18 protein-coding genes are annotated in these 25308 nt (G+C 63.2%); 6 read left to right on the plus strand and 12 right to left on the minus strand.

Annotated elements, in window-relative coordinates; genetic code table 11:
- Nucleotides 1-106: 106 nt before the first annotated feature.
- From PRZ03_RS02145 to PRZ03_RS02180, 8 genes are all read right to left on the minus strand, one after another.
- A complete protein-coding gene (locus PRZ03_RS02145) occupies nt 107-2260 on the minus strand; it encodes a PAS domain-containing sensor histidine kinase (RefSeq protein WP_273598807.1) in 2154 nt (717 codons plus the stop codon).
- Between the two features lie 23 nt (nt 2261-2283).
- A complete protein-coding gene (locus PRZ03_RS02150) occupies nt 2284-3852 on the minus strand; it encodes an HD domain-containing phosphohydrolase (RefSeq protein WP_273598808.1) in 1569 nt (522 codons plus the stop codon).
- A gap of 195 nt (nt 3853-4047) precedes the next feature.
- Complete coding sequence (locus tag PRZ03_RS02155; RefSeq protein WP_273598809.1) at nt 4048-6708, minus strand: fused MFS/spermidine synthase; 2661 nt, start codon at nt 6706-6708, stop codon at nt 4048-4050.
- A gap of 4 nt (nt 6709-6712) precedes the next feature.
- The gene (locus PRZ03_RS02160; protein ID WP_273598810.1) at nt 6713-7342 is read right to left on the minus strand and encodes a TIGR02466 family protein; all 630 of its coding nucleotides are present in this window, start codon (nt 7340-7342) and stop codon (nt 6713-6715) included.
- 18 nt (nt 7343-7360) lie between these two features.
- Entirely contained in the window at nt 7361-8320 is a 960-nt protein-coding gene (locus PRZ03_RS02165) for a HupE/UreJ family protein (RefSeq protein ID WP_273598811.1), read from the minus strand.
- Complete coding sequence (locus PRZ03_RS02170) at nt 8317-9195, minus strand: peptidylprolyl isomerase (RefSeq protein ID WP_273598812.1); 879 nt, start codon at nt 9193-9195, stop codon at nt 8317-8319. Before PRZ03_RS02170 ends, PRZ03_RS02165 begins: the two co-directional genes overlap by 4 nt.
- Nucleotides 9196-9382: 187 nt before the next feature.
- Nucleotides 9383-11584, minus strand: coding sequence for a CehA/McbA family metallohydrolase domain-containing protein (locus PRZ03_RS02175; RefSeq protein ID WP_273598813.1), 2202 nt, complete (start codon nt 11582-11584; stop codon nt 9383-9385).
- A gap of 172 nt (nt 11585-11756) precedes the next feature.
- The gene (locus PRZ03_RS02180; protein WP_273598814.1) at nt 11757-12206 is read right to left on the minus strand and encodes a copper chaperone PCu(A)C; all 450 of its coding nucleotides are present in this window, start codon (nt 12204-12206) and stop codon (nt 11757-11759) included.
- Nucleotides 12207-12448: 242 nt separating this feature from the next.
- Between PRZ03_RS02180 and PRZ03_RS02185 the strand changes: the two genes are divergently transcribed.
- Entirely contained in the window at nt 12449-13072 is a 624-nt protein-coding gene (locus PRZ03_RS02185; RefSeq protein WP_273598815.1) for a PEP-CTERM sorting domain-containing protein, read from the plus strand.
- Between the two features lie 28 nt (nt 13073-13100).
- Here the strand turns inward: PRZ03_RS02185 and PRZ03_RS02190 are convergent, their stop codons facing one another.
- Nucleotides 13101-13736, minus strand: a complete 636-nt coding sequence (locus PRZ03_RS02190) for a hemerythrin domain-containing protein (protein ID WP_273598816.1) — start codon at nt 13734-13736, stop codon at nt 13101-13103.
- Between the two features lie 218 nt (nt 13737-13954).
- On the opposite strand from PRZ03_RS02190, the gene tkt reads away from it, so the two are divergent.
- The 4 genes from tkt (at nt 13955) to PRZ03_RS02210 (ending at nt 20319) form a co-directional block, all read left to right on the plus strand.
- Nucleotides 13955-15988, plus strand: a complete 2034-nt coding sequence (gene tkt, locus PRZ03_RS02195; RefSeq protein WP_273598817.1) for a transketolase — start codon at nt 13955-13957, stop codon at nt 15986-15988.
- A 32-nt stretch (nt 15989-16020) separates the two neighbouring features.
- Entirely contained in the window at nt 16021-17073 is a 1053-nt protein-coding gene (locus tag PRZ03_RS02200; RefSeq protein ID WP_273598818.1) for a hypothetical protein, read from the plus strand.
- 15 nt (nt 17074-17088) lie between these two features.
- Nucleotides 17089-18087, plus strand: a complete 999-nt coding sequence (gene gap / locus PRZ03_RS02205) for a type I glyceraldehyde-3-phosphate dehydrogenase (RefSeq protein WP_263556007.1) — start codon at nt 17089-17091, stop codon at nt 18085-18087.
- Between the two features lie 198 nt (nt 18088-18285).
- Complete coding sequence (locus PRZ03_RS02210; RefSeq protein ID WP_273598819.1) at nt 18286-20319, plus strand: S8 family peptidase; 2034 nt, start codon at nt 18286-18288, stop codon at nt 20317-20319.
- Here PRZ03_RS02210 and PRZ03_RS02215 read toward each other — a convergent pair.
- From PRZ03_RS02215 to PRZ03_RS02225, 3 genes are read right to left on the minus strand one after another with little or no spacing between them, the layout of a single operon-like run.
- Nucleotides 20296-21018 (minus strand): hypothetical protein, encoded by a 723-nt coding sequence (locus PRZ03_RS02215; protein ID WP_273598820.1) that lies wholly within the window; start codon nt 21016-21018, stop codon nt 20296-20298. The two genes, PRZ03_RS02210 and PRZ03_RS02215, sit on opposite strands and share 24 nt — an antisense overlap.
- Before the next feature lie 5 nt (nt 21019-21023).
- A complete protein-coding gene (locus tag PRZ03_RS02220; RefSeq protein WP_273598821.1) occupies nt 21024-21929 on the minus strand; it encodes a biotin--[acetyl-CoA-carboxylase] ligase in 906 nt (301 codons plus the stop codon).
- Nucleotides 21926-22444: an SET domain-containing protein gene (locus PRZ03_RS02225; RefSeq protein ID WP_263534122.1), complete on the minus strand. Its 519-nt coding sequence runs from the start codon at nt 22442-22444 to the stop codon at nt 21926-21928. The genes PRZ03_RS02220 and PRZ03_RS02225 overlap by 4 nt, the downstream gene beginning before the upstream one ends.
- Nucleotides 22445-22589: 145 nt before the next feature.
- Here PRZ03_RS02225 and PRZ03_RS02230 point away from each other — a divergent pair, with 145 nt between their 5' ends.
- The gene (locus PRZ03_RS02230) at nt 22590-25277 is read left to right on the plus strand and encodes a DNA topoisomerase III (RefSeq protein WP_273598822.1); all 2688 of its coding nucleotides are present in this window, start codon (nt 22590-22592) and stop codon (nt 25275-25277) included.
- Nucleotides 25278-25308: the final 31 nt, after the last annotated feature.

Here is a 25308-nt window from a genome sequence, read left to right on the forward strand (position 1 = left end):
CTTCCGTCCTTTCGTGGTGGGCAGGCGCCATCCCAACAATGGCGCTCGTAGGACGGTATCGGCCCGGAGCGTGATTTCTTGAACGGTTTGTCTGGCCGTTTTTGCCTCAAGCATTCGGGCCGCGCACCGGCAGCCAGACCTTGAAGCAGCTGCCCGCGCCGGGGCTGGAAATCAGCTCGATGCGGCCACCATGCTTTTTGACGATGGAGAAGCTCAGCGACAAGCCCAAGCCCGTGCCTTGGCCGACCGGCTTGGTGGTGAAGAAGGGGTCAAAAATACGTCTTTGCACCTCGGCGCTCATACCGCAGCCGTTGTCTTGCACGCTGACACAGACGTGATCATCGACCTGTTCGGTGCTGAGCTTGATTTCGCCGCGCTGCGCGATCGCGTGCGCCGCGTTGATGATCAGGTTCATGAAGACCTGGTTGAGCTGGCCGGCCAGGCAGCGCACCAAGGGCAGGCGGCCGAAGTTGCATGTGACCTCGGCCTGGTATTTGATTTCGTGGCGCACGACATTGAGCGTGGAGGCCAGGCCTTGGTTCAGGTCAGCCTCTTGCCAGTCGGCCTGGTCGACGCGCGAGAAGTCCTTCAAGTCCTGCACGATCTTCTTAACCCGGCTCAGGCCTTCGTCGCTTTCCTTGAGCAACTGCGGCAAGTCCTCGTGGATGAACTCCAAATCGGCCTGCTCGGCCAGGGCCTTGATTTGGGCCAGCCGCGCGGCCGGCTGCGCGGACAGATCCATGCCGCTGTAGAGCGTCACCAACTGCAGCAAGGGCTCGACATAGCGGCGCAGCGTGCCGAGATTGGAGCTGACGAAGCCCACGGGGTTGTTGATCTCATGCGCGACCCCGGCGGCCAGCTGCCCGATCGAGGCCATCTTCTCGGACTGCAACAGCTGGTTCTGCGCTTCTTCCAGCCGGGCATGGGCTTGCTTGATGTCGCGGTAGTTGTTGACCAACTCGCGTTGCGCGCGCGTCACCTCGCTGCGGTCCTGCAGCAGCCACCAGACGCCCGAATGCAGGTCGGCCGGGTTGGCCGGATAGGCAATCAGCTGCACCCAGATGCGGTTGCCGCTGGCGGTCAGCATTTCCATCTCATGGATCAGCGACTGCCCCTTGCTCAACACCGGCGCGGCAATCTTCAGCAGCTCCTGGTAGGCCTGCGGGCTGCTGAAGAATTGCGTGGCCAGCAACTCGGCGGGGTCACTGGCGTCGAGCTCGAAAATCTCGGCGAACTTTTTGTTGCTGCGGATGATTTTGTGGCGGCTGCTGTAGAGGATACCGACCGAGGCGTTCTCCATGAAAGCGGCCAGTTCGCGGTGGCTGCGTGAGAGCTCGGCTGTGCGCTCCACCACCGTGCGCTCCAACTCGGCCTGATGCTGGCGCAATTGTTCTTCGGCCAGATGGCGCTCGGTCACGTCGAGCAGCGTGGCAATCGCGCCGACCACCTTGCCCTGCATATCGTAGAGCGGCGCTGCGGTACAGAAGATCCAGCGCCCGGCCTCGCCGAATTGGGGGAAGAAGTCCTCGGTTTCATAGGCGCGCAGCACCAGGCTGGAGGCGCGCAAATTGTCGCCGTAGAGGCGTTCGCGGGCTTCGGCCACCGAACCTTCAACGATCAGGTCCACCAAGAGCGGGCGCGCTTCAGCGTAGAAAGGCTTCCAGGCTTCGGTGCTGCCCACCACGTCGGAGGCCGCCACGCCGGTCAACTGGGCGCATGCCCCATTCCAATGCGTGATGCGGTGGTTTTTGTCGATCACAAAGGTCGGCACCGGGTTGTTTTCCAGGATCTGATGCATCACCTGCCCGACCTCCAGCAAGCTCATCTGCACATGGCGCATATCGCTCAAATCCTGGCAGCTCAGCAGCACCAGCTTGCCCTGCGCCGTGGCCAGGCCGCGCGCGGTGATTTCCAAAAAACGCACCGCGCCGGTGGCGGTCATGGCCTCGCATTCCAGCGTCGGCAAGGCCTCTTCTTGCTGCAAGCAGCGCTCACCATAGGCCTTCAGGTTTTCGACGTCGGCGTCATTGGCCCAGGCATAGTGCGGCAGGCTTTGCAGCTGCTCCAGGTCATAGCCCAAGAGGCGCAACATGGCCGGGTTGGCGTAGATGATCAGGCCGCCGCCATGCACCAGCAGGGGCGCACTGACGGCGTCCAGCGCCTGGCGCTGCAAGGCATCGAGTTCTTTTGTCCGTGGCGCGCCAAACGCGGCAAGCTTGGATGTGGCGCTGCTGACGTCTGGCGTGTGATGCGCTTGCATGCTGTGTCCCTGGCGATAGGTGCTTAGGCTGCTGCGCTAGCGACCGGGGCGGTTTGAGCAGGCTTTTTGCTCGCGCCGGCCGACTTAGGGTCCTGCGGCTTCTTGACGAAGAAGCTGAAGGGCTGCCCCAGCCGCTGCTCAAAATCCAGCACCTGTTTGATCACCGGTGGCGTGAAGCGGAAGGCTGCGGGCAGCAAGACATTGCCATGCGGGCTCAGCACCGGCCGGCTCAGCACCATGCCCGCCTTCAGCTGATCGGACGGCACTTCTATGTCCGCGCCGGCCTCGGCCGCCATTTCTTGCAAGACGGTGTCGAAGGCTTCTTGCACTGCCGCCTCTTGGCGGGTACCCAGGCCTTCGCGAATGGCAGCGGCGGCATCCTCGGTCGAGTAGACCTTCTCCGCCAAGCGCCCGGTGATCAGCGACTCGAAAGTGGCGGCCACCTGGATGATTTGGGCGCCCAGCGGCAGCTCCAGGCCTTGCAGCCCGTCGGGGAAGCCCTTGCCGTCGACCCGTTCATGCTGGGCGCGGATGATCACGGCCGTCTGGCGCAGCCGGCCCAGCGGCATCAGCGCTGCTTGTGCATGTTGCGGGTGCAGCTTGTATTGCTCGAACTCGTCGCCGGTCATCAGCGACACGGTCTTTTGCAAAAGATGGTCGGGCAGGCCTATCTTGCCGACTTCATGCAGCAAGCCGGCGTTGTAGATGTCGGTTACTTCGACGGCGCTCAGATCCATTTGCTCGGCCATGCGCCGGGCCAGCGTGGCTACCCGGTGGCCATGGCCGGCCACGCTGCCATCGCGCAGCTCCAGCAGGCCGGCAAACACGCTGATCGAGAGCGCGAAGTTCTCTTCCAACTGCAGATTGGCCGCGTTCAGCTGCTGGTTGGCTTTTTCCATCTGCGCATTGGCGGCGCCGAGCTGCACATTGGCGTCGGCCAGTTGGCCGTTGGATGCTTCGAGCTCCTGCGTGCGTGCCTTGACGCGCAGCTCTAACTCGTCATTGACGCCGTGCAGCTGTTGATTGGCGGTTTGCAACTGGCCATTGACCTCTTGCAGCTGGGTATTGGCCTCGTTCAGCTGGCCGTTGACCGATTGCAGCTGCAGGTTTTGTTCCTGGGTCAGCTTAACCAATTGGCGGTTTTCACGCTCCAGCCGGCTGCGGGTCAGGCCGTCGCTGACCGACAGCAAGATGTCCTGATCGTCCCAGGGCTTGGCGATATAGCGGTGGATCTCGCCGCGGTTGATGGCGCCTATGGTGGAGCTGATGTCGGCATAGCCGGTCAACATCACCCGTACGATTGCGGGCCAGCGCTGGCGCACCTGTTCCAGAAACTGCACGCCGTCCATCTCGGGCATGCGCATATCCGACACGACCAGATCGACCGACTCCAGCTCCAGCAGCGCCAAGCCGGCCGCCCCGCCTTCGGCCATCAAGACCTTGTAGCCTTGCGGGCGAAACAGGCGCCGCAAGGCGCTCAGGATGGAGGGTTCATCGTCGACGAACAAGATCGTGGCAATGGCGGCAGCTGGCGCAACTGCTGCTGTGGCGTCTGCTGCGGGCTGCGAGACGGTGGCAAGTTCTTCGCTCATGGCCTGTGGCTCCTTGACCGGCAGCGGCGTCAAAGAACGCCGCCGGGCCGACCGCAATGCTGGACTCTAGCTTGATCGCATTTGCTTGCAAGTGCGCAAGTGCAGCACATGGGCTGCGTGAGCAAACGCACGACATCGGCGAGAAAACACCGCGCCAACCGTCGCCAACCCTCGCAAAGCGGCCTTGCCTGCGAATCAGGGTCGGCTAGCTTGGCTGCGGGCCGGTCGCTGCGCCACCTCGCCGTTTGCGCCCATGCCCAGCAAAAACTCGCCCGCTTCCTGGCGAGCCGGCTGCAGGCGCTGCAGCTTGCTCAAGAGCTGCTTCGCCCTGACAGGGTCGCTGCCGGCCATTGCCTGGGCCATGCGCAACAGCGGGTCATAGGCCGGGCGGAAGTCCGGGCTGAGCTGCAAGACTTCGAACAAGGGCTGCTCCACCTGAGTCAGCATCGCGCGCAGATCGCTGCTGGGCTGAATATGGCGCCCGGCCTCGATGAACTGACGGCGCGCCTGCCAATAGGCGCTCAGGCGGGCGTCGCCGTCGCTGTCGCTGTCGGTGTTGGCGCCCTTGTGGGCGCTCAGCAAGTCTGCGGGCACTATGCTCAGCGCCGACAGCAGGTCCAGCAGCCGCTCACGCGGTGCCGAGTCGGGCGCGTAGGTGATGCGCGGCGCCAAGTGCGTGACGACCGGATGGTCGTCGGTATTGGCCTCCACATCGCCCGCAAAGGCTTTCAGGGCTGCCGGTCCGGCGACAAAGCTGCCCAAGAGTGCAAATTCGTCCTCGATGCCGAATTGCGCCGGTGGCCGCTTGAAGGCGGCCGCGTCCAGCCGCGCACGCGCCGCCGTCAGGCTGGTGAAGCCGCCGGCGCCATCAGTTTGGCGGCCAATCAAGCCGAGTACCGGTGTCTCCAGGCTGTTGTTGGCCAAGATGGCGCTCGCTGCGGGGTTGGCGATCAAAAAGGCCTGCACGATGCTGCGCAGGCTGGCCAGGTCCAGCTGATGCAGCGGCAGCCATTGGCAGAACAGGCCGCCAGGGGCCAGCCTCGCGCGCACCGCCTGAAAATGCTCGACCGTGTAGAGCGCGCCCGAGCCGCTGCGCGCCGGGTGGAAGTTGTCCGAGATGATGACGTCATAGTGCGTCGCTGCGGCTCTGACATAACGCCGTGCATCGGCGGCAATGAGTCGCAAATTTTCCTGGGGCTGGCCCTCGTTGAGGGTTTGGGTGAAATGTCCCGATGCGCTGATCACCTCGGGCAGCAGTTCCACCGCATCGACACGCAGCGACGGGTCTTGCGCGGCCGATGCGGCCGTCATGCCTGTCCCTAAGCCCAGGAACAAGGCCTGCTTGGGGGCAGGGTGCAGCAAGAGTGGCAACAAGGCTTGGCGGGCATCGAACCAGAGGCTGGAGCTGCTGCCTTCTTGCTGGCGGTTGTTGATGCGCAGGCGTGACACGCCCTGCGCGTCTTCGACCACGCTGACGGCGGCCATGGCACCCTCTTGGTAGCTGACGATGCGGCCGCCTTCGGGCACCTCGATAAAGGCCAGCTGCGGCGTCAGCAGCGCCAGCGCCAAGCAGGCGGCGGCGGGCACCAGCGTGATCGGGCGCAGCCAAGCCTTGCTTTGAATCAGCGCCAGATAGCCCAGCGGAATCAATAGCAAGGCCCACTTGATGCCCAGCAGCGGCGTCAGCAGCACGCCGAACAAGAGCGGTGCAAGCGCGGCGCCCAAGGTGTTGAAACCAATCGCGCGGCCGAAGCTCAAACCCGCCTGAGCGGCCTGTGCGCAGAGTTGGCTGAACAGCGCACCCATCACCAGCGTCGGCAAGGCAAACGCGGCCACGGCCAAGGCGGCTTCGACGGCCATCGCCGCCGCCATGCCGGGCCCAAAGGCGCTCAGCAGCATGGCGCGCAGCCCTTCGGCCGCCCACAGGCTGCCAGCACCCAAGAGGCATGCCAGCGCGAGGGCCGCGAGCAAGCGATCGGTGAGCCGGGCGCCGCCGTCTTCGGGGCGCAGCCGGCGCTGCCACATCTGCCAGAGCACCGCACCTGCGGCGGTGCCGATCAAGTAAACCGCCAGCAGCATGGCAAAGGTGTAGACCGTGTCCTCGGTGACCTGGCTGAGCAAGCGCACCACCATCACTTCATAGCCTATGCCCAGCAGGCCGGTCAGGGCCAGGCGCATCAGCAGGGCGCCTTGACCGGCGGGTGAGTCTTTTGATGCAAGATCGGCGCGGGCCAATGCGGGGCCGCGCAGCAGCAGCATGGCGCCGGCCGCGCACAGCAGATTGAGCAAGACGCACAAAACGGCTGTGCTGCTTAAGCCCAGCGTGGGAATGAGCCAGAAGGCGCTGGCCAGCACGCCCAAGACAGCGCCGGCGGTGTTGCTGGCATAGAGCGTAGCGATCGACCTGCCGGCGCTGCGCCACTGCGCCATCACGCGCTCCAGCGCAGGCAAGGTGGCCCCCATGGCGACGGTGGCCGGCAGCAGCAAGATGAAGCTGCCAGCGAAGGCGATCGTCCATTGCCAGGCCGGGCTGGGCCGCGCGCCGGTCAGCGTCAGCAGCGCGGCGCTGGCCGGCGCCATCAGCAGGATCAGCGCGACGCCCCAAGCGGCGATGATCAGCTCCATCGCCGCATACCAGCGCAGCGGATGGAGCGAGCGTTCGATGCGGGCACCCAGCCATAAGGCGCCCAGCGACAAGCCCCCAAAAAACGCCGCGATCACCGCCAGCACGGCAGCCGATTCATGGCCCAGCCAGAGCCCGGCCTGCTGGGTCCAGACGATTTGGTAGCCCAGGCCCGCAAAGCCCGAGGCCAGCATCAGGGCCAGGGCTGCGCCTTCACCTCGTTTGATCGCCATCATTTCAGCCGCTGAAGCTGACTTGGTAGCCCCAGGAATCGAGCCTGGCCGGAATCGCATTGAAGGCCAGCGTGATGCGTCGCTCGCCTTCGTTAGGCGGCACCGCATGCATCAGATAGCTGGGGAACAGCACCAGATCACCGGCCGCCGGATTGGGGCTGATCCACTTCTCGGCATTGAAGGGCCCGGTGGTGACGCCGGCATGGTCGTTCTTGAAGGAAAAATCGGTGCCGCCCGGCGACTTCATGAAGACGGTGCGTGAGGACTCGTGCGTCGGGGTCAGGTAGACCACGCCGGAGATAAAGCTGTTGGCATGGTTGTGCATGGCCTGGCGGCCGCCCTGGTCCAGCACATTGACCCACATTTCCTTCAGCGACCAGCCCATTTGCTCGCCGAACATCAGCGCGCCGAATTCGCTCAATTTGGGCGTTATCAAGGCAGCCGCGTCGACCAGCAAGGGGCTTTCGCTGGGCTTGAGCATGCGGGTGTGCGAGAGATTCGTCGAGGCATTGTTCTCTTGCTGCGCTTGCTGGCTGAAATGCAAGACCAAGGCGTTCACCAAGGCGGGCGGCAAGGCGCCCGGCGCGCGCAAAAAAGGCGTGGGGAAAAGGGGGCTGATTTCGGAGCTGGACATGTTCGGAGGCCAAAGGGGTCAGGCAAAGATCGTGGTGATGCGCAGCAAAGACCAGTAAGCAGCCATGGCGCCTATCATGTACAGCAGCACGGTGCGCGCCTTGGCGGCCCAAGGCCAGCGCGCCGTCAAGCGCCACAAAACATAGGCCGCAGCGACCGTCATCAACTGCCCGATCTCAACGCCGAGATTGAACGTTAGCAGCGCGATGAGCAGATGCTGATCCGGTAGGCCGATTTCTTTCAGCGCGCCGGCAAAACCCAGGCCATGCACCAGGCCGAACAAAAAGGCCACCAGCGCCGGCCAGCGCCGCGCGATCGTCTGGCGCGAGTGCAAGGCCTCGGCCGCGACCAGCACGATGGACAGCGCAATCGCCGCTTCCACCGGCGGCGGGCGCAATACCAGCCAACCTACGGCGCTGCTGGCCAAGGTCAGGCTGTGGGCGAGCGTGAAGGCGCTGATGGTCCAGATCAGACGGCGATTGAAGCCCACCAGCATCAGCATCGCGATCACGAACAGGAGGTGATCGACGCCGGCCAGGATGTGTTCGACGCCCAGCAAGGTGTAGGCGCGGGCGATCTCGCCCATGCCGCGTTGGTCATCGGCCGAGCCGAAGAGCTGCACGCTGGGCTGGCCGGCGGTCAGGGTGTAGACGCGGGTCTGGCCATCGAGCCAGAAGACCTTGACCATCACCGCCGAATAGGCCTGACCCACACCGTCCATCGCCATGCGCCCGCTCAGGCCGGCGGCGCCGCAGTGCAAGACATTGCCTTCGACTTCGCAGTTGTCGGGCCACACCGGCTTGAGCACCTCGGCCGGCGCGCGCTTTTCGCTGGCCGTCCATTGCCAGAAGAATTCGCCGCGCGCCATCTCGCGCAGCTGCATCTCGGCCATGCTCATTTCATGCGCTTGAGCCGCGCCCGGCAGCAAAGCCAGCAGCATCAAGCCGGCCAGCAGATTTTTGAACAAGCGCAGCATCATGGCTTGCTGGCCTCGCCCGATTCGATCACCTTGTACTTTTTAGTCAGGGCGCGCACGGCGGCGCTGCGCTGTTCGGCCATGGTGGCGTCGGTCCAGTCAGGCAGCACCACGCCGCGCAGGGCCTCGAAGTTCGCCGGTTTGGCCGGGCTGATAGCTTCCAGGCGCATTGCGCGCCAGCCTTCGCGAGTCGACAGGGCGCGCCATTCGCCGGGTGGCAAGGCTTCCAGTGCCTTGGCAAATTCGGGCCCATAGCTCTGCACGATATTGCTGTGTGGCCGGCCCTTGAAGACCCGCAGGCCGGCCTTGGCGTCACCCGGCGTACCGCCATTCAACTCGGTGACAAAGGCGCGCACGGCCGCTTCCGAGTTGTCGCCCGACAGGGCGGCTTCTTGAAAGTCAAAGCGCGCTGGCTCATCGTATTTGGCGCGGTTTTTCTCGAACCAGGCGCGCAGCATCTTGTCGTCAACGGCGGGCAATTTGGTGTTGGCGTCCAGCACGCTGAGTGCCTTGAAGATCACGCGCTCGCGAATGGCGCTGTCGCCCCGGTCCACTTGCAGCGCCAAGCCTTCGCGGTAAAGCACCTCGTTGTCGAGCCAGACCTGGCGCAGAGCCTTCAACTCTTGCTCATTGGGTTCGCGACCGCGCGCAGCGGCGAACACCTGTTTGGCCTCGGCATCAACCGCCGCGCCGACGACGATCTTGCGCGGGTCGTCTGAGCGGCCGACCAAAACGTGGTCGACGGCAAACAAAAGTGCGCCCAAGACCAGGAAATGCAGCAGCGGTTCGCGCAGCCAAGCCGGGCTAGCTTGGTTGGCCGGGCTGGCGGGGCGGGCGTTGAGTCCAGCGAACGAGGGGGTGTTGGGGGATGTGGACATGGGGTCAGGTTCCGGCCCAGCGAGTGCGCGCAGGAGGCCAAGGGGCAGCAAAGCCGAGAATCTTATGACGCGTGCATGTCAGGATAAAGACGCTCGCCGAATGGACTACAGGCGTCGGTTGAAAACAAAAAAAGGGCGCCATGCCTTGCCGCATGGCGCCCTTCAAGCGAGGCTTGTCAGTAAGGGATTACTTGACGCCGGCCACCACAGTGGATCCGTTCACTTGCACATAGATCGGGTTGCTGTAGAACCACAGATCAGACCAGGCTGCGACGTCGTTGGCGACCATCTTCTGGCCGCTCACGACCGGCAGATGCGATGGGCAGCCATCAAACTCGGTCGTGCCCACGGTGGTGCAAGCAATCTTCAGCTTGGCAGGTGTGCGGGCATTGGTGTGGATGTCGGCCAGCGGGTTGCCATTGGCGTCGGTCTCGAAAGGCACGGACGCTGGCAGATTGCTGCCGCGCAGACGCACATATTGCGAGGCCTGCACCGCTGGGATGCGGTAAGTCATCTTCAGGAACTCGCTGTTGTCAACGCCCGAAGCCACTGCCGTCCAAGCCGAGCCACCGTTGCCGCTGAAGGTCTTGATCACAGCGGCCGTGGTGTTCTTGGCGGCGGCAGGCACCGTGGCTAGATCAGGGTTGGCCAACCAGGTGTTGGGCCACTGACCGGCGTAGTCGGAAGCGCCCGGCGTCTTGTAGCCGCTGACCATGCCGCGCACCAGATCGATGTGATCCAGCACAGGCTTGTTCAGCGCCTGGGTGATGCCGACTTGCTTCAGCGAGGGGTTGGGGAAGGTGTAAGGCGAGTAGTTCGTACCGGCCGGGTCACGCACCACCACGGTCACGATGATCTCGGCGCCTGGGCGCACGACCAGCTTTTCGCCCATGGTGGCGCAGCCGCTCGCTTCGACAGCGCGGTTGTTGGTGGCGGCTGCCACAGCCAAGGCTTCGACCTGTGCATTCGTGCGCGCGGCAGGGCCGGCGTAAGAAGCGCAAGCGACGAAGGCCAGGCGGTCAATCAGCTGGCCGCTGGAGGCAAAGTTATTGCCACTGCGCAAGCCGTCAACAATCGTTTGTGGACGCAGCTTGTCGGCGCCGTTGCGCACCAGGGTGTAGTTGCGCTGATATTCACCGGGGTAGAAGTCTTGCGTCGAGCGGCGGTCATCCGGGCCGAACGAGCCACGGTTGTGCCAGTCGGACGAAGCGAAGAACCAGAAGTTGCGGCCTTCGCCGAGCAAGGCGTCCCAGACGCCGCCGACTTGGGCGCCGTAAACGCCGGTGCCGCCCCAGGTCGTGCCGCCAACCGAGTCCACCATCACGCCGCCGATGTTGTTGCGGCCTGGGTAGTACTCACCGCGATCCGACGAAGCGCCGTGACCGGGTTGAGTTTCGAAGCCGAAGGCGATAGCTGGGCCTGCATTGTTGAAGTTGCGCAGATGCTCAACGTTGAAGCCGTTGTTGCCGTCCGGGTTGAAGGGGCCGGCACGTTCCAAGTGGGCGGGCACGTAGTAGCTGCCGTTGGCGTGGTTTTGGGCCATCCACTTGATGGCTTCAACCGTCTTCATATGGCCGCGGTTGCCGGTGCCAGCGCCGCCGGCGGGCATCAGCTTCTGGGCTGCTGCGTTCCAGCTTGGATCGGCGGCGTTCAAGCTACCGGGAACAGCGCAGTTCCAGTTATTGCCGCTGCTTGAACCGGTGACGTTGCCGCGGCTCTTGTCGGTGTCGCCACGGTCAAAGCAGTACGACCATTGGGCCAGCGCGTTGGCATTGCCAAGCGCGGTGTAGCCAGGGGTATTGGGCAGCGTGGCGCCGTCCAAGCCGGCAGGCATCTGGCCGGTGATGATGCTCATCGAGCTGTGCTCGTGGCCGGCAACGACCGACTCCAGGCCCAGGAACATCGGCTGGTTCTTCAGCGCTGCCAAGTATTCCACCAGCGGGTACTGGAACTCTTGCAGCGACTGCCAGCGCCACATATTGCCGTTGCCGGCCACGCCGCCACCGTCGCCCTTGATGGCGGCACCGCCAACGCTTTTGGCCCAGGTTGTGCTCGGGCCCGTGCCGGCCACATAAGGGTAGGCAGGCGTGCTCAGCGAGGCGTCTTCAGCCAAGGTGCAGTTGCGGTTGCCGTTGCCGCCGTGACCGGCTTGGACGAACCAGTCCAGACCGAAGGTGCCGTCGGACTTGTCGGTGACCTTCTTGACCAGCTTTTGCATCGAGATCGAGCCGTCCGAGCAGGTGGTGTGGTTGTGGAAGTCACCTGCGACATATTGACCGGCCGCTTTGCCGGCGGGGGCGGCAGTGACAGCGCTGGCAGTGCTAGGAACGATGGCGATGGCCGCGAGCGCCGCGAGGGCGAGCTGGCTCTTGCTGAAACCGAATTTCATGGATGCAACTCCTGATTGTTCTGATGGAGGGGTGGAGGGAAGGGCGGGGTAAAAGCCTGTCAAGGATCTGCCGGTGTTTTTTGGCAGGGCGACAGCATGCGGCGCGATCGTAGGCAGCGCAGGTGACCTGGGCGTGACGGTTTGCCCGTGCCTGATGGCCTACGGTGAATGTTTAGCTTTCGTAGTCGACGCTGAGGTCGGCTTCGATGCGACCACCTTTTTCGAACACCAGGGTCAAGGGGTAGCTGCGGCCTAGCTCGAGCGGGTGCTTCAGGCCGGTCAAGCGGATGAAGGTGCCGGTTTCGCTGAGCAGGGTTTCCTGGCCGGCCGGGATCAAGAAATTCAATTCCCGCTTGCTGGCACCGACACCGACACCGCCCAGCTCAGCCCCGGCCGCGACCGGCGTCTCGAGGTGGATCAGGCGATCGTTTTCGGAGACCTCATCGAACTTCATGCTGACGATGGCGGTCGTCGCGTTCGCGGCTGAGACGCGGGTCCAAGGGTGAGTGACGCGCAAGGTGGTGCAGAAAAACTCGCAGGCACGCGCCGATGGCAAGCAGGCGAGGAGGCCGCTGGCCATCAGGCCTCGCAACAAAAGGCGGCGATCAAAATGCTGAGTCATCGGGGGAGGCCTGTGGGTATGGGACGAGAAGCGCAGAGCGTAAGGTCGTCATATGAAGCGGCGATGACAGTGTTGCTCTGGGCCCTGCTAGCCGCCCGCATTGCCTGATCCGAATGGCGGCCGCAAGAGGGGCGGCGTGGTCACACTGTTGTCGTGTTGCGTGCATAGACTGGCGGCGCAATGTGGCTATGTTGGCCACTCACTGTCTCTCCCTCCCTTCCTCCCCAACTTGGATCATCCCCATGAAGCTTTCTCGCCTGGCCGTTCTGGCCCTGTTTGCAGCCGCCCCAGCCTTCGCAGGCGCCACGAGCTTCGTGGTCGACTTTGAAAAGACATGGGACTATGGTGTGTCCGTTGACGGGTTCTACAACGGTGGAGCCGCCTCAGACCTGTCCACTGGCGACAACCTGGGCGTTGAGTTCGTTGGCGTGTCCGGCTTGTCGAATGACAATGTGCAGACATATTTTTCCGGCGCCCCATCGGCACAAGGCGTCGCCTACGTTTACGACAACAACGGCGCCTCGGCCTTCATGAACGTGGCTGCCGGCGTTGAGAAGGGTCTGTCGTTCTTCTATGCAAGCAAAGAAGGCCTGACCGGCGCCGTCAAGGCCTACTCGGGCCTGAACGGCTCCGGCACTCTGCTGGGCTCCATCGACCTGAGCGCCACATCGTCGACTGGCTTTGACTCATGGAAGCAAATGACGCTGAGCTTCAGCGGCACCGCCAAGTCCTTCGACTTGACCGGCAGCGCCGGCAAGGAAGTTGGCTTTGACAACATCTCGGCCGTGCCAGAAGCCAGCACCTCGCTGATGATGTTGGCCGGCGGCTTCGCGCTGCTGGGCCTGACACGCCGCCGCCGCGGCTGATCAATACAGCGGCAGCCCATAGCGGCTGTTAGATGGCAAGGCGGCCGCCCGGTTCCTCGGTGCGGCCGCCTTTTTGCGTTGCTTGTACCGATTGCGGCAAGCTGAATTGGACCTTTTGAAACAAAGCCCGGTATTGCTCCTCGGGCTCGTGGCCGGTCAGCGGGTCGCGGTTGGCGGCAAAGGCTTCATCCAGGTCGGCCCAGTCCTCGGCACTCAGCATCTTGAGCGCCAGCGGCAGGATCTCGCGCTCTTCGATCTGCATATGGTTCAAATAGGCGCGGATATAGCGCTCGGTCATTTGCTCGAAGGGCGCCCGGCGCGGCTCCCCCATCATTTCGAAGGCGAGCAGCGCATGTTCCAAATCACGAATCGCGCGTTCGCCGCGCAAATGCTCCTCGTCCAACCTGTCCAGTACCCCGCGAATCTCCGGCGCGCGGGCGCGCAGTTTGGGGAACAAGAGCTCGGTCTCTTTCGGGTGATGCAGCTTCGCTGGGAATTCGTCGATGTAAAAAAGCATGGCCCGCAGAGTCGCGAAGTCGCTGGCCGTGGGCAGGGTTTGCCGGTGGCGCCAGTCGGCCAGCAGCAGCGGTACCGAACGCAGCATCTCGCCCAAGGCCAGATGTTCATCCTGAATAACCTTGATCGTCAGCGGCTTCGTCGTCATGCTTGTCTCCAGCGCTATCCACGCCATTTGGCGCTTTTTCTGCTGCGAATATTTCGCGGCAGCTTGTCACGAATTGCGCCTCCGGGCTTGCTCTGGATCAATGGTTTTAGACGGGCTGTGATTTAGTCTTGCGGCCTTCAAGCGAGCGGCGCGCGCCGGCCTAGTAAAATCCCGGGTTACCCCTCCTCGAAACTCCAGCTCCTCAAGCTCCTCAAGCCATGGCAACTACCGCTGCAAGCAACCCCACTTTGATGGCCAACGCCATTCGCGCACTGGCCATGGACGCCGTGCAGCAAGCCAATTCCGGCCACCCCGGCGCGCCCATGGGCATGGCCGATATCGCCGTCGCCTTGTGGAACCGCCATCTGCGCCATAACCCAACGAACCCTCAATGGGCCGACCGTGACCGCTTCGTGCTGAGCAATGGCCACGGCTCTATGCTGATCTATGCGCTGCTGCACCTGACCGGCTATGACCTGTCCATCGAAGAGCTGAAGAACTTCCGCCAGCTGCACAGCAAGACCCCCGGCCACCCCGAAGTCGGCATCACGCCCGGCGTCGAGACGACCACCGGCCCACTGGGCCAGGGCATCACCAATGCGGTCGGCCTGGCGCTGGCCGAGAAGATGCTGGCCAAGGAATTCAACCGTGACAAGCACGCGGTGGTCGACCATTTCACCTATGTCTTCATGGGCGACGGCTGCCTGATGGAAGGCATCAGCCACGAGGCCTGCTCGCTGGCCGGCGCTTGGAAGCTGAACAAGCTGATCGCCATCTATGACGACAACGGCATCTCGATCGACGGCCAGGTTGCGCCTTGGTTTGCCGACAACACCGCCCAGCGTTTCGAGGCCTATGGCTGGAACGTGATCGGCCCGGTTGATGGCCACGACATCGACGCCGTTGACGCCGCGATTGCAAAGGCCAAGCTGAGCACCGACAAGCCGTCCCTGGTGATCGCCAAGACTCATATCGGCAAGGGTAGCCCGAACCGCGCCAACACGGCCAAGGCGCACGGCGAGCCACTCGGCGGCGACGAAATCAAGCTGACCCGCGAGGCAATCGGCTGGGCGCACGCGCCTTTCGTGATCCCCAAGGAGGTCTATACCGGTTGGGATGCCAAGGCGCAGGGCGCCAAACTGCAAGCCGCCTGGGACAAGCGCTTTGCCGCTTACGCCAAGGCTCACCCCGCGCTGGCCGCTGAGTTCAAGCGCCGCATGGCCGGCGACTTGCCTGCCAGCTTCGCGCAGACCGCCGTTGATGCGGTGATCGCCGCCCACACGCAGGCCGAAACCGTGGCCAGCCGCAAGGCCAGCCAGATCGCGCTCGAAGCCTTTACTGCCGCCGTGCCCGAAATGCTCGGCGGCTCGGCCGACCTGACCGGCTCCAACCTGACCAACACCAAGGCCGCAACCGCCTTCCGTCTGGAAGCCGACGGCAGCGCCAACGGTGGCCGCCACATCAATTACGGCGTGCGCGAATTCGGCATGGCCGCGATCATGAACGGCATCGCCCTGCATGGCGGCTACATCCCTTACGGCGGCACCTTCCTGACCTTCAGCGACTACAGCCGCAACGCCATCCGCATGGCCGCGCTGATGAAGCTGCGCGTTATTCACGTGTTCACGCATGACTCGATCGGCCTGGGCGAAGATGGCCCGACGCATCAGTCGATCGAACATGTGGCCAGCCTGCGCCTGATCCCCGGTCTGGACGTCTGGCGCCCGGCCGACACGGCCGAAACCGCGGTCGCCTGGACGATGGCGCTGGGCAACGCGAGCCGCCCAAGCGTGCTGGCGCTGAGCCGCCAGAACCTGCCTTATGCGCCGAAGAAGGCGCTGGACGAAATCAGCAAGGGTGCTTATGTCCTGGCCGAGCCTGCTTCGGTCGGCATCAAGAGCAAGGCTCAGGCGGTGATCATCGCGACCGGCTCCGAAGTGCAGTTGGCGATGCGCGCGCAAGAGTTGTTGGCCATGGACGGCATCGGCGTGCGCGTCGTGTCCATGCCTTCGACCAGCGTGTTTGACCGCCAAGACGCCAAGTACAAGAAGTCCGTGCTGCCCGAAGGTCTGCCGCGTGTGGCGGTGGAAATGGGCGTGACGGACGGCTGGTGGAAATATGGTTGCGCGGCCGTCATCGGCATCGACACCTACGGCGAATCGGCCCCGGCACCGGTGCTGTTCAAGCATTTCGGCTTCACGCCCGAGAATGTCGCCGCCACCGTCAAGGTTGCGCTGGGCAAGAAGCGCTGACCGCTGCAAGAAAATGAAGGGAGGAGAAGCGCTTGAATAACCATCAGAAAAAAAATGGGTTTTTGCGCAATGTGGCAACGGTCGGGCTGCTTTGGGCCGCCTTGATCGGCGCGGCGCGGGCGATCACGGTATTGCCCAGCGACGAGGGCGGTCAGGCCATTCAATGCCTGACCAGAGCCGCAGGGCCTTTGCCGGTGTCGGAGCAGTTGATGCGTGAGAATCGCGGCGACCACGCTACTTTTCTGCGCGTCAAGCTCTCATTTGATCGCCCCGATCAAGCGCCCAAAGTCGAGGTGTTGGCCAATACGGTCAATGAGGCCGTGCATGACGAGGTCTTGAAGTACCTTGCCAGCTATCGACTGCCATGCCTGGGGTCTCAAGCTGTGGTGGCTATCCAGGAGTTCCATTTTTCTCCCTTGGGTACGGCCGAAGGGAAGCCACTGCGGGCTGCGGCGCTGACGAGCGACCTGGTTCGAAACTGCTTGGTCATGCCCAAGCGCAATCCTGACGCCCCGAATCTGGGGCCAAAGTATGCCGGCGCTATCGCCAAGATATTCATTCAAGCTTCGTTCGACGGGGACGGGCAGGTCGGCCCTCAAACCAAGATCATCTATTCCGATGCACCGGGCGCCTTGGAAAACGAGATATTGGCGTACTTGGCCGACTATCGAATGCCCTGCCGGAATTCCGGTGATAAGCCGTTTGCGTTCCGTCAGCGTTTCTTGTTTAGCTACGACGGTACCAAGCCTGCGCACTTCAAGACAAGCGAGTTGTCACTGAAGCAGTTTTTGGGCTCGGTGCAAGGGTGGCAGGAACGACCCGCTTTTTTTGACTTTGCCAGCATGGCCTGCCCCTTCCAGGTGGAATGGACCGCGATGCGCCCTGTCGAGTCCAATGGGGTCCGTGAACTTGGCTCCAGCGACCCGAATCGGGCAGAGTTCTTGGCCTGGTTGCGAAATATGGAATTGACTCTGAATCCGAAATTGACCAAGCAGTTGCTTGGAGAAACGCTGGTGATTGATGTGCCTTGCGGCAAGATCGATCTTCAGCCAAGCCCTTTACCCGTAACGCCTTCCTTAACCTGAACTGGAGCTTTTTGCATGACGATCAAGATTGGTATCAACGGCTTCGGCCGCATCGGCCGTATGGTGTTCCGCGCGGCCATCGCAAACTTCAAGGAAATTGAAGTTGTCGGCATCAACGACTTGCTGGAGCCCGACTATCTGGCTTACATGCTGAAGTACGACAGCGTGCACGGCAAGTTCGACGGCGAAGTCTCGGTCGATGGCCAGAACCTGATCGTCAACGGCAAGACCATCCGCCTGACCCAAGAGCGTGATCCGTCCGCACTGAAGTGGAATGAAGTCGGCGCCGACATCGTGGTCGAGGCCACCGGCCTCTTCCTCGACAAGGCTTCGGGCGAAAAGCATCTGGCAGCGGGCGCCAAGAAGGTGGTGTTCTCGGCACCTTCCAAGGACGACACACCGATGTTCGTGTTCGGCGTCAATCACCAGACCTATGCCGGCCAAGCCATCATCTCCAACGCTTCGTGCACGACCAACTGCCTGGCGCCATTGGCCAAGGTCTTGAACGACAAATGGGGCATCAAGCGCGGCCTGATGACGACTGTGCATGCGGCCACCGCGACGCAAAAGACCGTCGACGGCCCGAGCAATAAAGACTGGCGCGGCGGCCGCGGCATTCTGGAAAACATCATTCCTTCGAGCACTGGCGCTGCCAAGGCCGTCGGCGTGGTGATCCCCGAGCTGAACAAAAAGCTGACCGGCATGAGCTTCCGCGTGCCCACCAGCGACGTGTCGGTGGTGGACTTGACGGTTGAGCTCAATAGCGAAGCCTCGTACAAGGAAATCTGCGCCGAGTTCAAGGCGCAATCCGAAGGCGCTTTGAAGGGCGTGCTGGGCTATACGGAAGAGAAAGTCGTGGCGACCGATTTCCGTGGCGACGCCCGCACCTCGATCTTCGACGCCGATGCCGGCATCGCGCTCGACAGCACTTTTGTCAAGCTGGTGGCCTGGTATGACAACGAGTGGGGCTACTCGAACAAGGTGCTCGAGATGGTGCGCGTGATCGCGAAGTAAAGCTAAAGCGTCGAGTCAATCTCGCGCCTTTCCTGCAAAGCCTTGCTTGGTCAACAAGCAAGGCTTTTTTTATGTCCGGTTTGACACAAACTGAGGGGCGGCAATTGCCCTTCTTTACGCATGGGCCGCCAGGCCACCGTCTAAACTGCCTAGACTTGCGCCGCGCGGACGGCGCCTCTCGTTTGGAGTTGTCCGGTCATGAAGTACCCCATTCTTGCTCTTGCCATCTTGTCGTCGCTGCTGGTGGGTGGAGCGCAAAGCCTGCCCTCCGCGCTCGCGGCGAGCAGCGAGGCTGTGCCGGTCAAACTGGACAATGCCCGTGTCATCGTGCGCTTCAAGGCCGCTGCGCCCAGCGTGCGCGCCAAGATCATGTCGGCCAAGGAAGGCCGCGCATCGGCCCAGGATATCGCCCAAACCCGCGCCACCGGTTTAGGCATGCGCACCGGTGTCAACAAGGGCGTGGTGCGCCTGGGAGCACACCGCAGCCTGGATGAGCGCACCCATGTGTTCACGGCCAAGGGCATAGACTCGGCCACCTTGGCCAAGCGCTTGGCGCAAGACAGCGAGGTCGAGATGGTGGTCGTCGATCAGCGCCGGCGGCACAGCGCAGTGGCGCCCAATGATCCGCTCTACGCCGGCTTTGGCGGCGTCGCGCCGACGGCAGGCAATGGCTCGGCCAATGGTCAGTGGTACTTGAAGGCGCCCAGCAGCGTGCCCGGTGAGGCGGTTTCCAGCATCAATGCTCCGGCCGCCTGGAACATCACGACCGGCAACAACTCCGTCGTGGTGGCCGTCCTGGATACCGGCGTGCGCAAGGATCACCCCGACTTGGCCGGCCAGTTCGTGGGCGGCTACGACATGATCAATAACGCGGCGACCGCAGGCGACGGCGACGCAGTGCGCGATAGCGACGCCTCCGACCCCGGCGACTATGTGACCCAGGCCGACATCAACAGCGGTGCGCTCGGTGCGGGTTGTGATGCCTCCGACATCGGGAACAGCAGCTGGCATGGCACAAGAGTGGCCGGCTTGATCGCAGCGACCAGCAATAACGGCCTGGGCATCGCCGGCGTGGCCTGGGGTGTCAAGCTCTTGCCCGTGCGCGTGCTGGGTAAATGCGGCGGCTATGACTCCGACATCATGGCCGGCATGAAATGGGCGGCCGGCATCGCGGTGTCAGGCTTGCCGACCAATCCGAACCCGGCCAAGGTCTTGAACCTGAGCCTGGGTGGCACGGGCAGCTGTGACACGAGCGGCACCGGAGGTCTGTATCGCGACACCATCAATCAAGTCATCGCCGCCGGCGCCACCATCGTCGTAGCGGCCGGCAACAGCGCGGGCTTGGCGGTTGGCTTGCCCGGCAATTGCCCGGGCGTGATTGCCGTCACCGGCCTGCGCCATGTCGGCAGCAAGGTCGGTTTTTCCAGCCTTGGGCCCGAGGTGTCCATCGCCGCGCCGGGCGGCAATTGCGTCAACCTGACCGGTGCTTGCCTGTTCCCCATGCTCAGCACCACCAATAGCGGCGCTACGAGTCCCGTTGCGGCCGACGCGGCCTATACGAACAACTCGGCCTCGGTAGGCACCAGTTTCTCGGCGCCGATTGTGTCCGGCACGGTGGCATTGATGCTGTCGGCCAAGCCCGCGTTGAAGGCAAACGAGGTTCTGTCGATTTTGCAAAAGACAGCCCGCCCCTTTGTCGCCACCGGCGCCACGGCAGGAACCGCGCAATGTGTGGCGCCGACCTCATCCGAGCAACTAGAGTGTTACTGCACCGACCGCACCTGTGGCGCCGGCATGCTGGATGCAGCGTCCGCGCTGGCCGCAGCTTCGGCCTTCAAGTCGACCCAAACCATCAGCTTCAGCGCGCCGGCCGATCAGGTGCTGGGCGGTGGCACTGTTGCCTTGGTGGGCAGTGCCAGCTCGGGCCTGGCGCTGGCCTTCGCCTCGGGCACGCCGGCGACCTGCACGGTCAGCGGCAGCACGGTGAGCTTGGTGGCGGTGGGCACCTGCACGGTGACGGCCACTCAGGCGGGTGACAGCAGTTATGAAGCGGCTGCACCGGTCTCACGCAGCTTTGCGATCGCGGCGGCCCCGGTGCCGGTGGCCGAAAGTGGTGGCGGCGGCGGCGGTGGCGGGGCTTTCAGCAGCCTGTGGGTCGCGCTGCTGGGCTTCTCGACCTGGCTTTTGCGCCGCCCGAGCGCTGCGAATTCAAGGCGAACTGGCGGCGCCTGAGGCGGGCGCCGAAGCCGCAGTTGCAGCTGAGGCCGCGCTTGCCGCAGGTGCCGAACAAGCCCTGAAGCCCCCATGCAAGGCGGGCTCCTTAGCCAGGCCCAGCAGCTTGGCAGCCTGGCTGCTGTCAGCCTTGGGGACGATCAGCTTGTGGCGCTGCTGCGGTGCTTGCAGCTGCATCACCCGCAGGCCCTTCAACTGCCGCTGCGTCAAAGCATCGAGCGCGGCAAGAGCTGCCTTGTCGCTGGCGTGGCGGCTCAGCACCATGGTGGGCAGCTCTTCGGGCGGGCCACTCAGGTATTCAAAGCCGATTTTCATCTTCTTATAGGTTTCTTCCTTGCGAGCCTGGAAGTCCTTGGAGGGCAGGCGAATCGTCGCCAGCGCCCACACACCAGGCAGCTCGCTGGTCTGCGCCTGCCAGTCGCTGGCCGTCAAGCCGGCGCGCTGCAACACGGTCTGCGCCTCGGCCAGCGCAGCGTCGCCGTTCAAGGGCCCTAACTCCAGGCAGCTGCGGGCCTGTAGCGCGGCTGCGGCCTGCGGGCTGAGCAGCGTGATGAGCTCGGGGTGCACCTGGGCGGAGATACGCTGCGGCTCACGGTCGCCGCTGGCCTTGATGCCTGTTGCGCCGTCCAGCCAGCCGCGGGTCCAGGCGAAAAACAGCCCGTTCAACACGATCAAGAGCAGGACCAGGGCGCGCAACATCAGGGTCAGCCTTGTTGCTGCGGCGCTGCACAGTCGTGCGTGCCTGCGCTCAGGCGCACGCTGACTTCGCCGCCATTGATCGCTACGATGCCTTGGTGGGTCTGCAGCAGCAATTCGCCCTGCGCGCCGACGCCACGTGAGACGCCCTCGACCGCGCCTGCCGTCACGCATTGGCCCAGGGTCAGGTCGCGCCTGGCATAGCGCTCGGCCCAGCCCGCAAAGCCGTTTTGCTCAAAATCTTGCAGGCATTGCACCAGCGCCGGGGCGATCAAGGCCAGTGCAGCGGGGGCGGTGCAGCCCGGCTGCAGCTCATCTAATGCGGCAAAACCGGTGTTGAACTGCAGGCTGGGGGAGTCCTCGCTGTCCTTGCCGGCGTTCAATTCCTTGATATTCAATCCCACGCCTATCACCGCCATGCGGCCTTCGCCGGCCGTCACGGTCTCGATCAAGATGCCGCCGAGCTTGCGGCCGTCCAGCCAGATATCGTTGGGCCATTTCAGCGTCAAGCGAGGCGCATGGTTTGCCGATTGGCTGGGTTCGAGTGCTTCGGCAATCGCGCAGCCCACGGCCAGCGACAAGCCCGACCAATCGGCGGGTGCGAGGTTCAAGGCCAGTGAAAACGTCAGTGAGCTGCCCGGCGCAGATAGCCAAGCCCGGCCCAAGCGCCCACGGCCATGGGTCTGATGCTCGGCCACCAGCAAGCAGGGCTGCATATCGTGGGCCCGCCGGCCATAGGGCTGGGGCTCGCCGCTGCGGGCTTCGCTCTTGATGCGGTCCAGCAGCGCGCTATTGGTTGATTCGGCACGCGCCAGCACCTCAATGCTGATGCCGGGCAATAGCGGCAGCAGGGCCTCGTAAAGACTCTCTGCATTCCAGTTTTGATAAGCGGGTGTCACGGCGGCATAACTCAACGTTTCGGCGCCAGCATGGTGCCACGGCATTCGGGGCTGCCGCAGTAGCAGGCGAATTCTTTTTTCAGCTTGGCCGTGTAGCGCTCGTCAATCGTCAGGCCGTAGTCATAGAACAATTCTTCGCCGGGGCAGATGTCGCGCAGCGCCGTGATGAACACCCGGCCGTCTTCCTCATCGGCTTCGCAGTTAGGGTCGCAGGCGTGGTTGATCCAGCGCGAGCTGTTGCCGCCATGCAGCGCGTCGATGACGCGGCCGTCTTCGATGTGGAAGTAAAAAGTATGGTTGGGCTGGGCCGGGTCATGGGGGTGGCGGTCCATCGCTTCGTCCCAAGAAATGCGCTCGCCGGTGTATTCAATCAGCCGCTCGCCGGCATTGAGGTGCACGAGCGCATAGACTCCGCGCCCATGGACGCCGGAATTTCGTACCTGAATGCGTCGGCCTGCTGGTTTGGCCGCTTTGTCGGTTTTGGCCGCTGGCGCCGGCTTGACAGTTTTTTTCGCTGTTGACGAGCTCATCGGCTTTTTAGGTACATTGAATTCATGGGTGTGCGCGCGTGTGGGTGCGTGCGTGCGTGTGTATGTGCGCGAGGCCGGATTGTAGGCAGGGTCTGGCTTGGTTTGCTGTGACCCCGATCATTGACGAAAAGAAAACATCATCATCATGAGCAAGACCCTGATCATTGCCGAGAAGCCCTCCGTGGCTCAAGACATCGTCCGCGCGCTGACTCCCAGCGCCGGCAAGTTCGAAAAGTTTGATGAATATTTCGAGAGTGACCAATATGTGGTCAGCTCCGCCGTCGGCCATTTGGTCGAAATCAAGGCGCCGGAGGAATTCGACGTTAAGCGCGGCAAATGGAGTTTTGCCAATCTGCCGGTGATACCGCCGCACTTCGATCTGAACCCGATCGACAAGGTCAAGGGCCGCCTGAACGCCCTGGTCAAGCTGATCCGCCGCAAGGATGTCACGCACTTGATCAACGCCTGTGACGCGGGCCGCGAGGGCGAGCTGATCTTCCGTCTGATCGTTCAATATGCCGGCACCGCCAAGGCGGCCATTGCCAAGCCGATTGAGCGCCTGTGGTTGCAATCGATGACGCCGCAAGCGATTCGCGATGGGTTCGAGAAGCTCAAGAGCGACGTGCAGATGCTGCCGCTGGCCGATGCCGCGCGCTGCCGCTCCGAGGCCGACTGGCTGGTCGGCATCAACGGCACGCGGGCGATGACGGCCTTCAACTCACGTGATGGCGGCTTCTTCCTGACCACCGTGGGCCGGGTTCAGACGCCGACGCTGTCCATCGTGGTCGAGCGCGAAGAAAAAATCCGCAAGCATGTCTCGCGTGATTACTGGGAAGTGCGCGCCAATTTCGACGCCGTTGCCGGTCAGTACGAGGGCAAGTGGTTTGACCCGGCCTGGAAGAAGGACGAGGACCTCGAGCGCCGCGCCGACCGCGTCTGGAACCGCGCCGATGCGGACGCCATCGCCATGGCCGCACTCGGCCAGCCGGCCAGCGTACGCGAGGAAAGCAAGCCCACGACCAGCAGTTGCGGCGGCCTCTATGACTTGACGACCTTGCAGCGCGAGGCCAATTCGCGCTTTGGCTTCTCGGCCAAGACAACGTTGAGCCTGGCCCAGGCCTTGTACGAAAAGCACAAGGTCCTGACCTACCCACGGACCGATTCGCGCTATCTGCCCGAGGACTATTTGGCCGTGGCCAAGCAGACCGCCGAGATGATCGCCAACGAGGACATGCCGGGCCCGCTGCGCGAGTTGTCTGTGCATGCCCGCAAGGCACTGAAGGAAGGCTATATCAAGCCGACCAAGAAGGTCTTCGACAACGCCAAGGTCTCGGATCACTTCGCCATCATCCCGACGCTGCAAGCGCCCAAAAGCCTCAGCGATATCGAGGCCAAGCTCTACGACATGGTGGTCAAGCGTTTCCTGGGCGTCTTTTTCCCGCCGGCCGAGTTTCTGGTCACGACGCGGATTTCTACCGTCAAGGCAGCGGGTAAGGAGCTGAACTTCCAGACCAATGGCAAGGTGCTGGTCAAGCCAGGTTGGCTGGCTGTCTACGGCAAAGAGGTGCAAGAGGATGACGCCAACTTGGTCGCGGTGGCGCCCGGCGAAGTGGTGCGCACCGAGTCCGTCGATGTGAAGAGTTTGCAGACCAAACCGCCGGCGCGCTACACGGAAGCGACGCTGTTGTCGGCGATGGAAGGTGCGGGCAAGCTGATCGACGACGAGGAGCTGCGCGCCGCGATGACCGAGAAGGGCCTGGGCACGCCAGCCACCCGCGCCGCGACCATCGAAGGCTTGATCATGGAGAAGTACATGCTGCGCGATGGCCGCGAGCTGGTGCCCACCGCCAAGTCCTTCCAGCTGATGACCTTGCTGCGCGGCCTTGATGTGCAAGAGTTGACCAAGCCCGAGCTGACCGGCAACTGGGAATTCCAGCTGGCCGAGATGGAAAAAGGCCGCTTGAACCGCGACACCTTCATGGCCGAGATCGCCGCGATGACCGAGCGCGTGGTGCAAAAAGCCAAGGAATATGACCGCGACACCATCCCCGGCGATTACGCAACGCTGAAGGCCCCTTGTCCGAAATGCGGCGGCATCGTTAAAGAAAACTACCGTCGCTACACCTGCATCGGTGCTGAAGGTGCTGCCGAAGGCTGCGGCTTCTCGATCGGCAAGATCCCCGGCGGGCGCAGCTTCGAGTTGCATGAGGTCGAGAAGTTCTTGACTGACAAGAAGATCGGCCCGCTGGAGGGCTTCCGCTCCAAGGCTGGTTGGCCTTTCACCGCCGAGCTGGCGCTGGTCTATGACGACGAGATCCACAACTGGAAGCTTGAATTCGACTTCGGCGAAGACGCCAAGAAGGCCGAGGGTGACGGCGAGCCGGTCGACTTCAGCGCGCAGACTTCGCTGGGCGCCTGCCCCAAGTGCCAGGGCCATGTCTTCGAGCATGGGTCCAACTATGTCTGCGAGCACGCGGTCGGTGCGGCGGTGACCTGTGACTTCAAGAGCGGCAAGATCATCTTGCAGCAGCCGATTGAAGTGGCGCAGATGCAAAAGCTCTTGAGTGAGGGCAAGACCGCTTTGCTGGAGAACTTTGTCTCCAACAAGACGCGGCGCAAGTTCAAGGCTTTCCTGGCCTATGACAAGAAGGAAGGCAAGGTGATGTTCGAGTTTGAGCCGCGTGCGCTCAAGCCGGGCGCCAAGCCCTCGGCCAAACCTGCCGCCAAGACCGCCGCGCCAGCCAAGACGGTGGCAGCCAAGAAGGTTGCGGCCAAGAAGGCGCCGGCAAAGAAGGCCGCCGCGAAGAAAGTAGCCGTCAAGAAAGCTGCTTAGATAGGCAGACAGGCAGGCCGACAGACAAGCT

Origin of the sequence: Roseateles albus (assembly GCF_028595345.1) — a bacterium.
Taxonomy (GTDB): domain Bacteria; phylum Pseudomonadota; class Gammaproteobacteria; order Burkholderiales; family Burkholderiaceae_C; genus Paucibacter_A; species Paucibacter_A albus.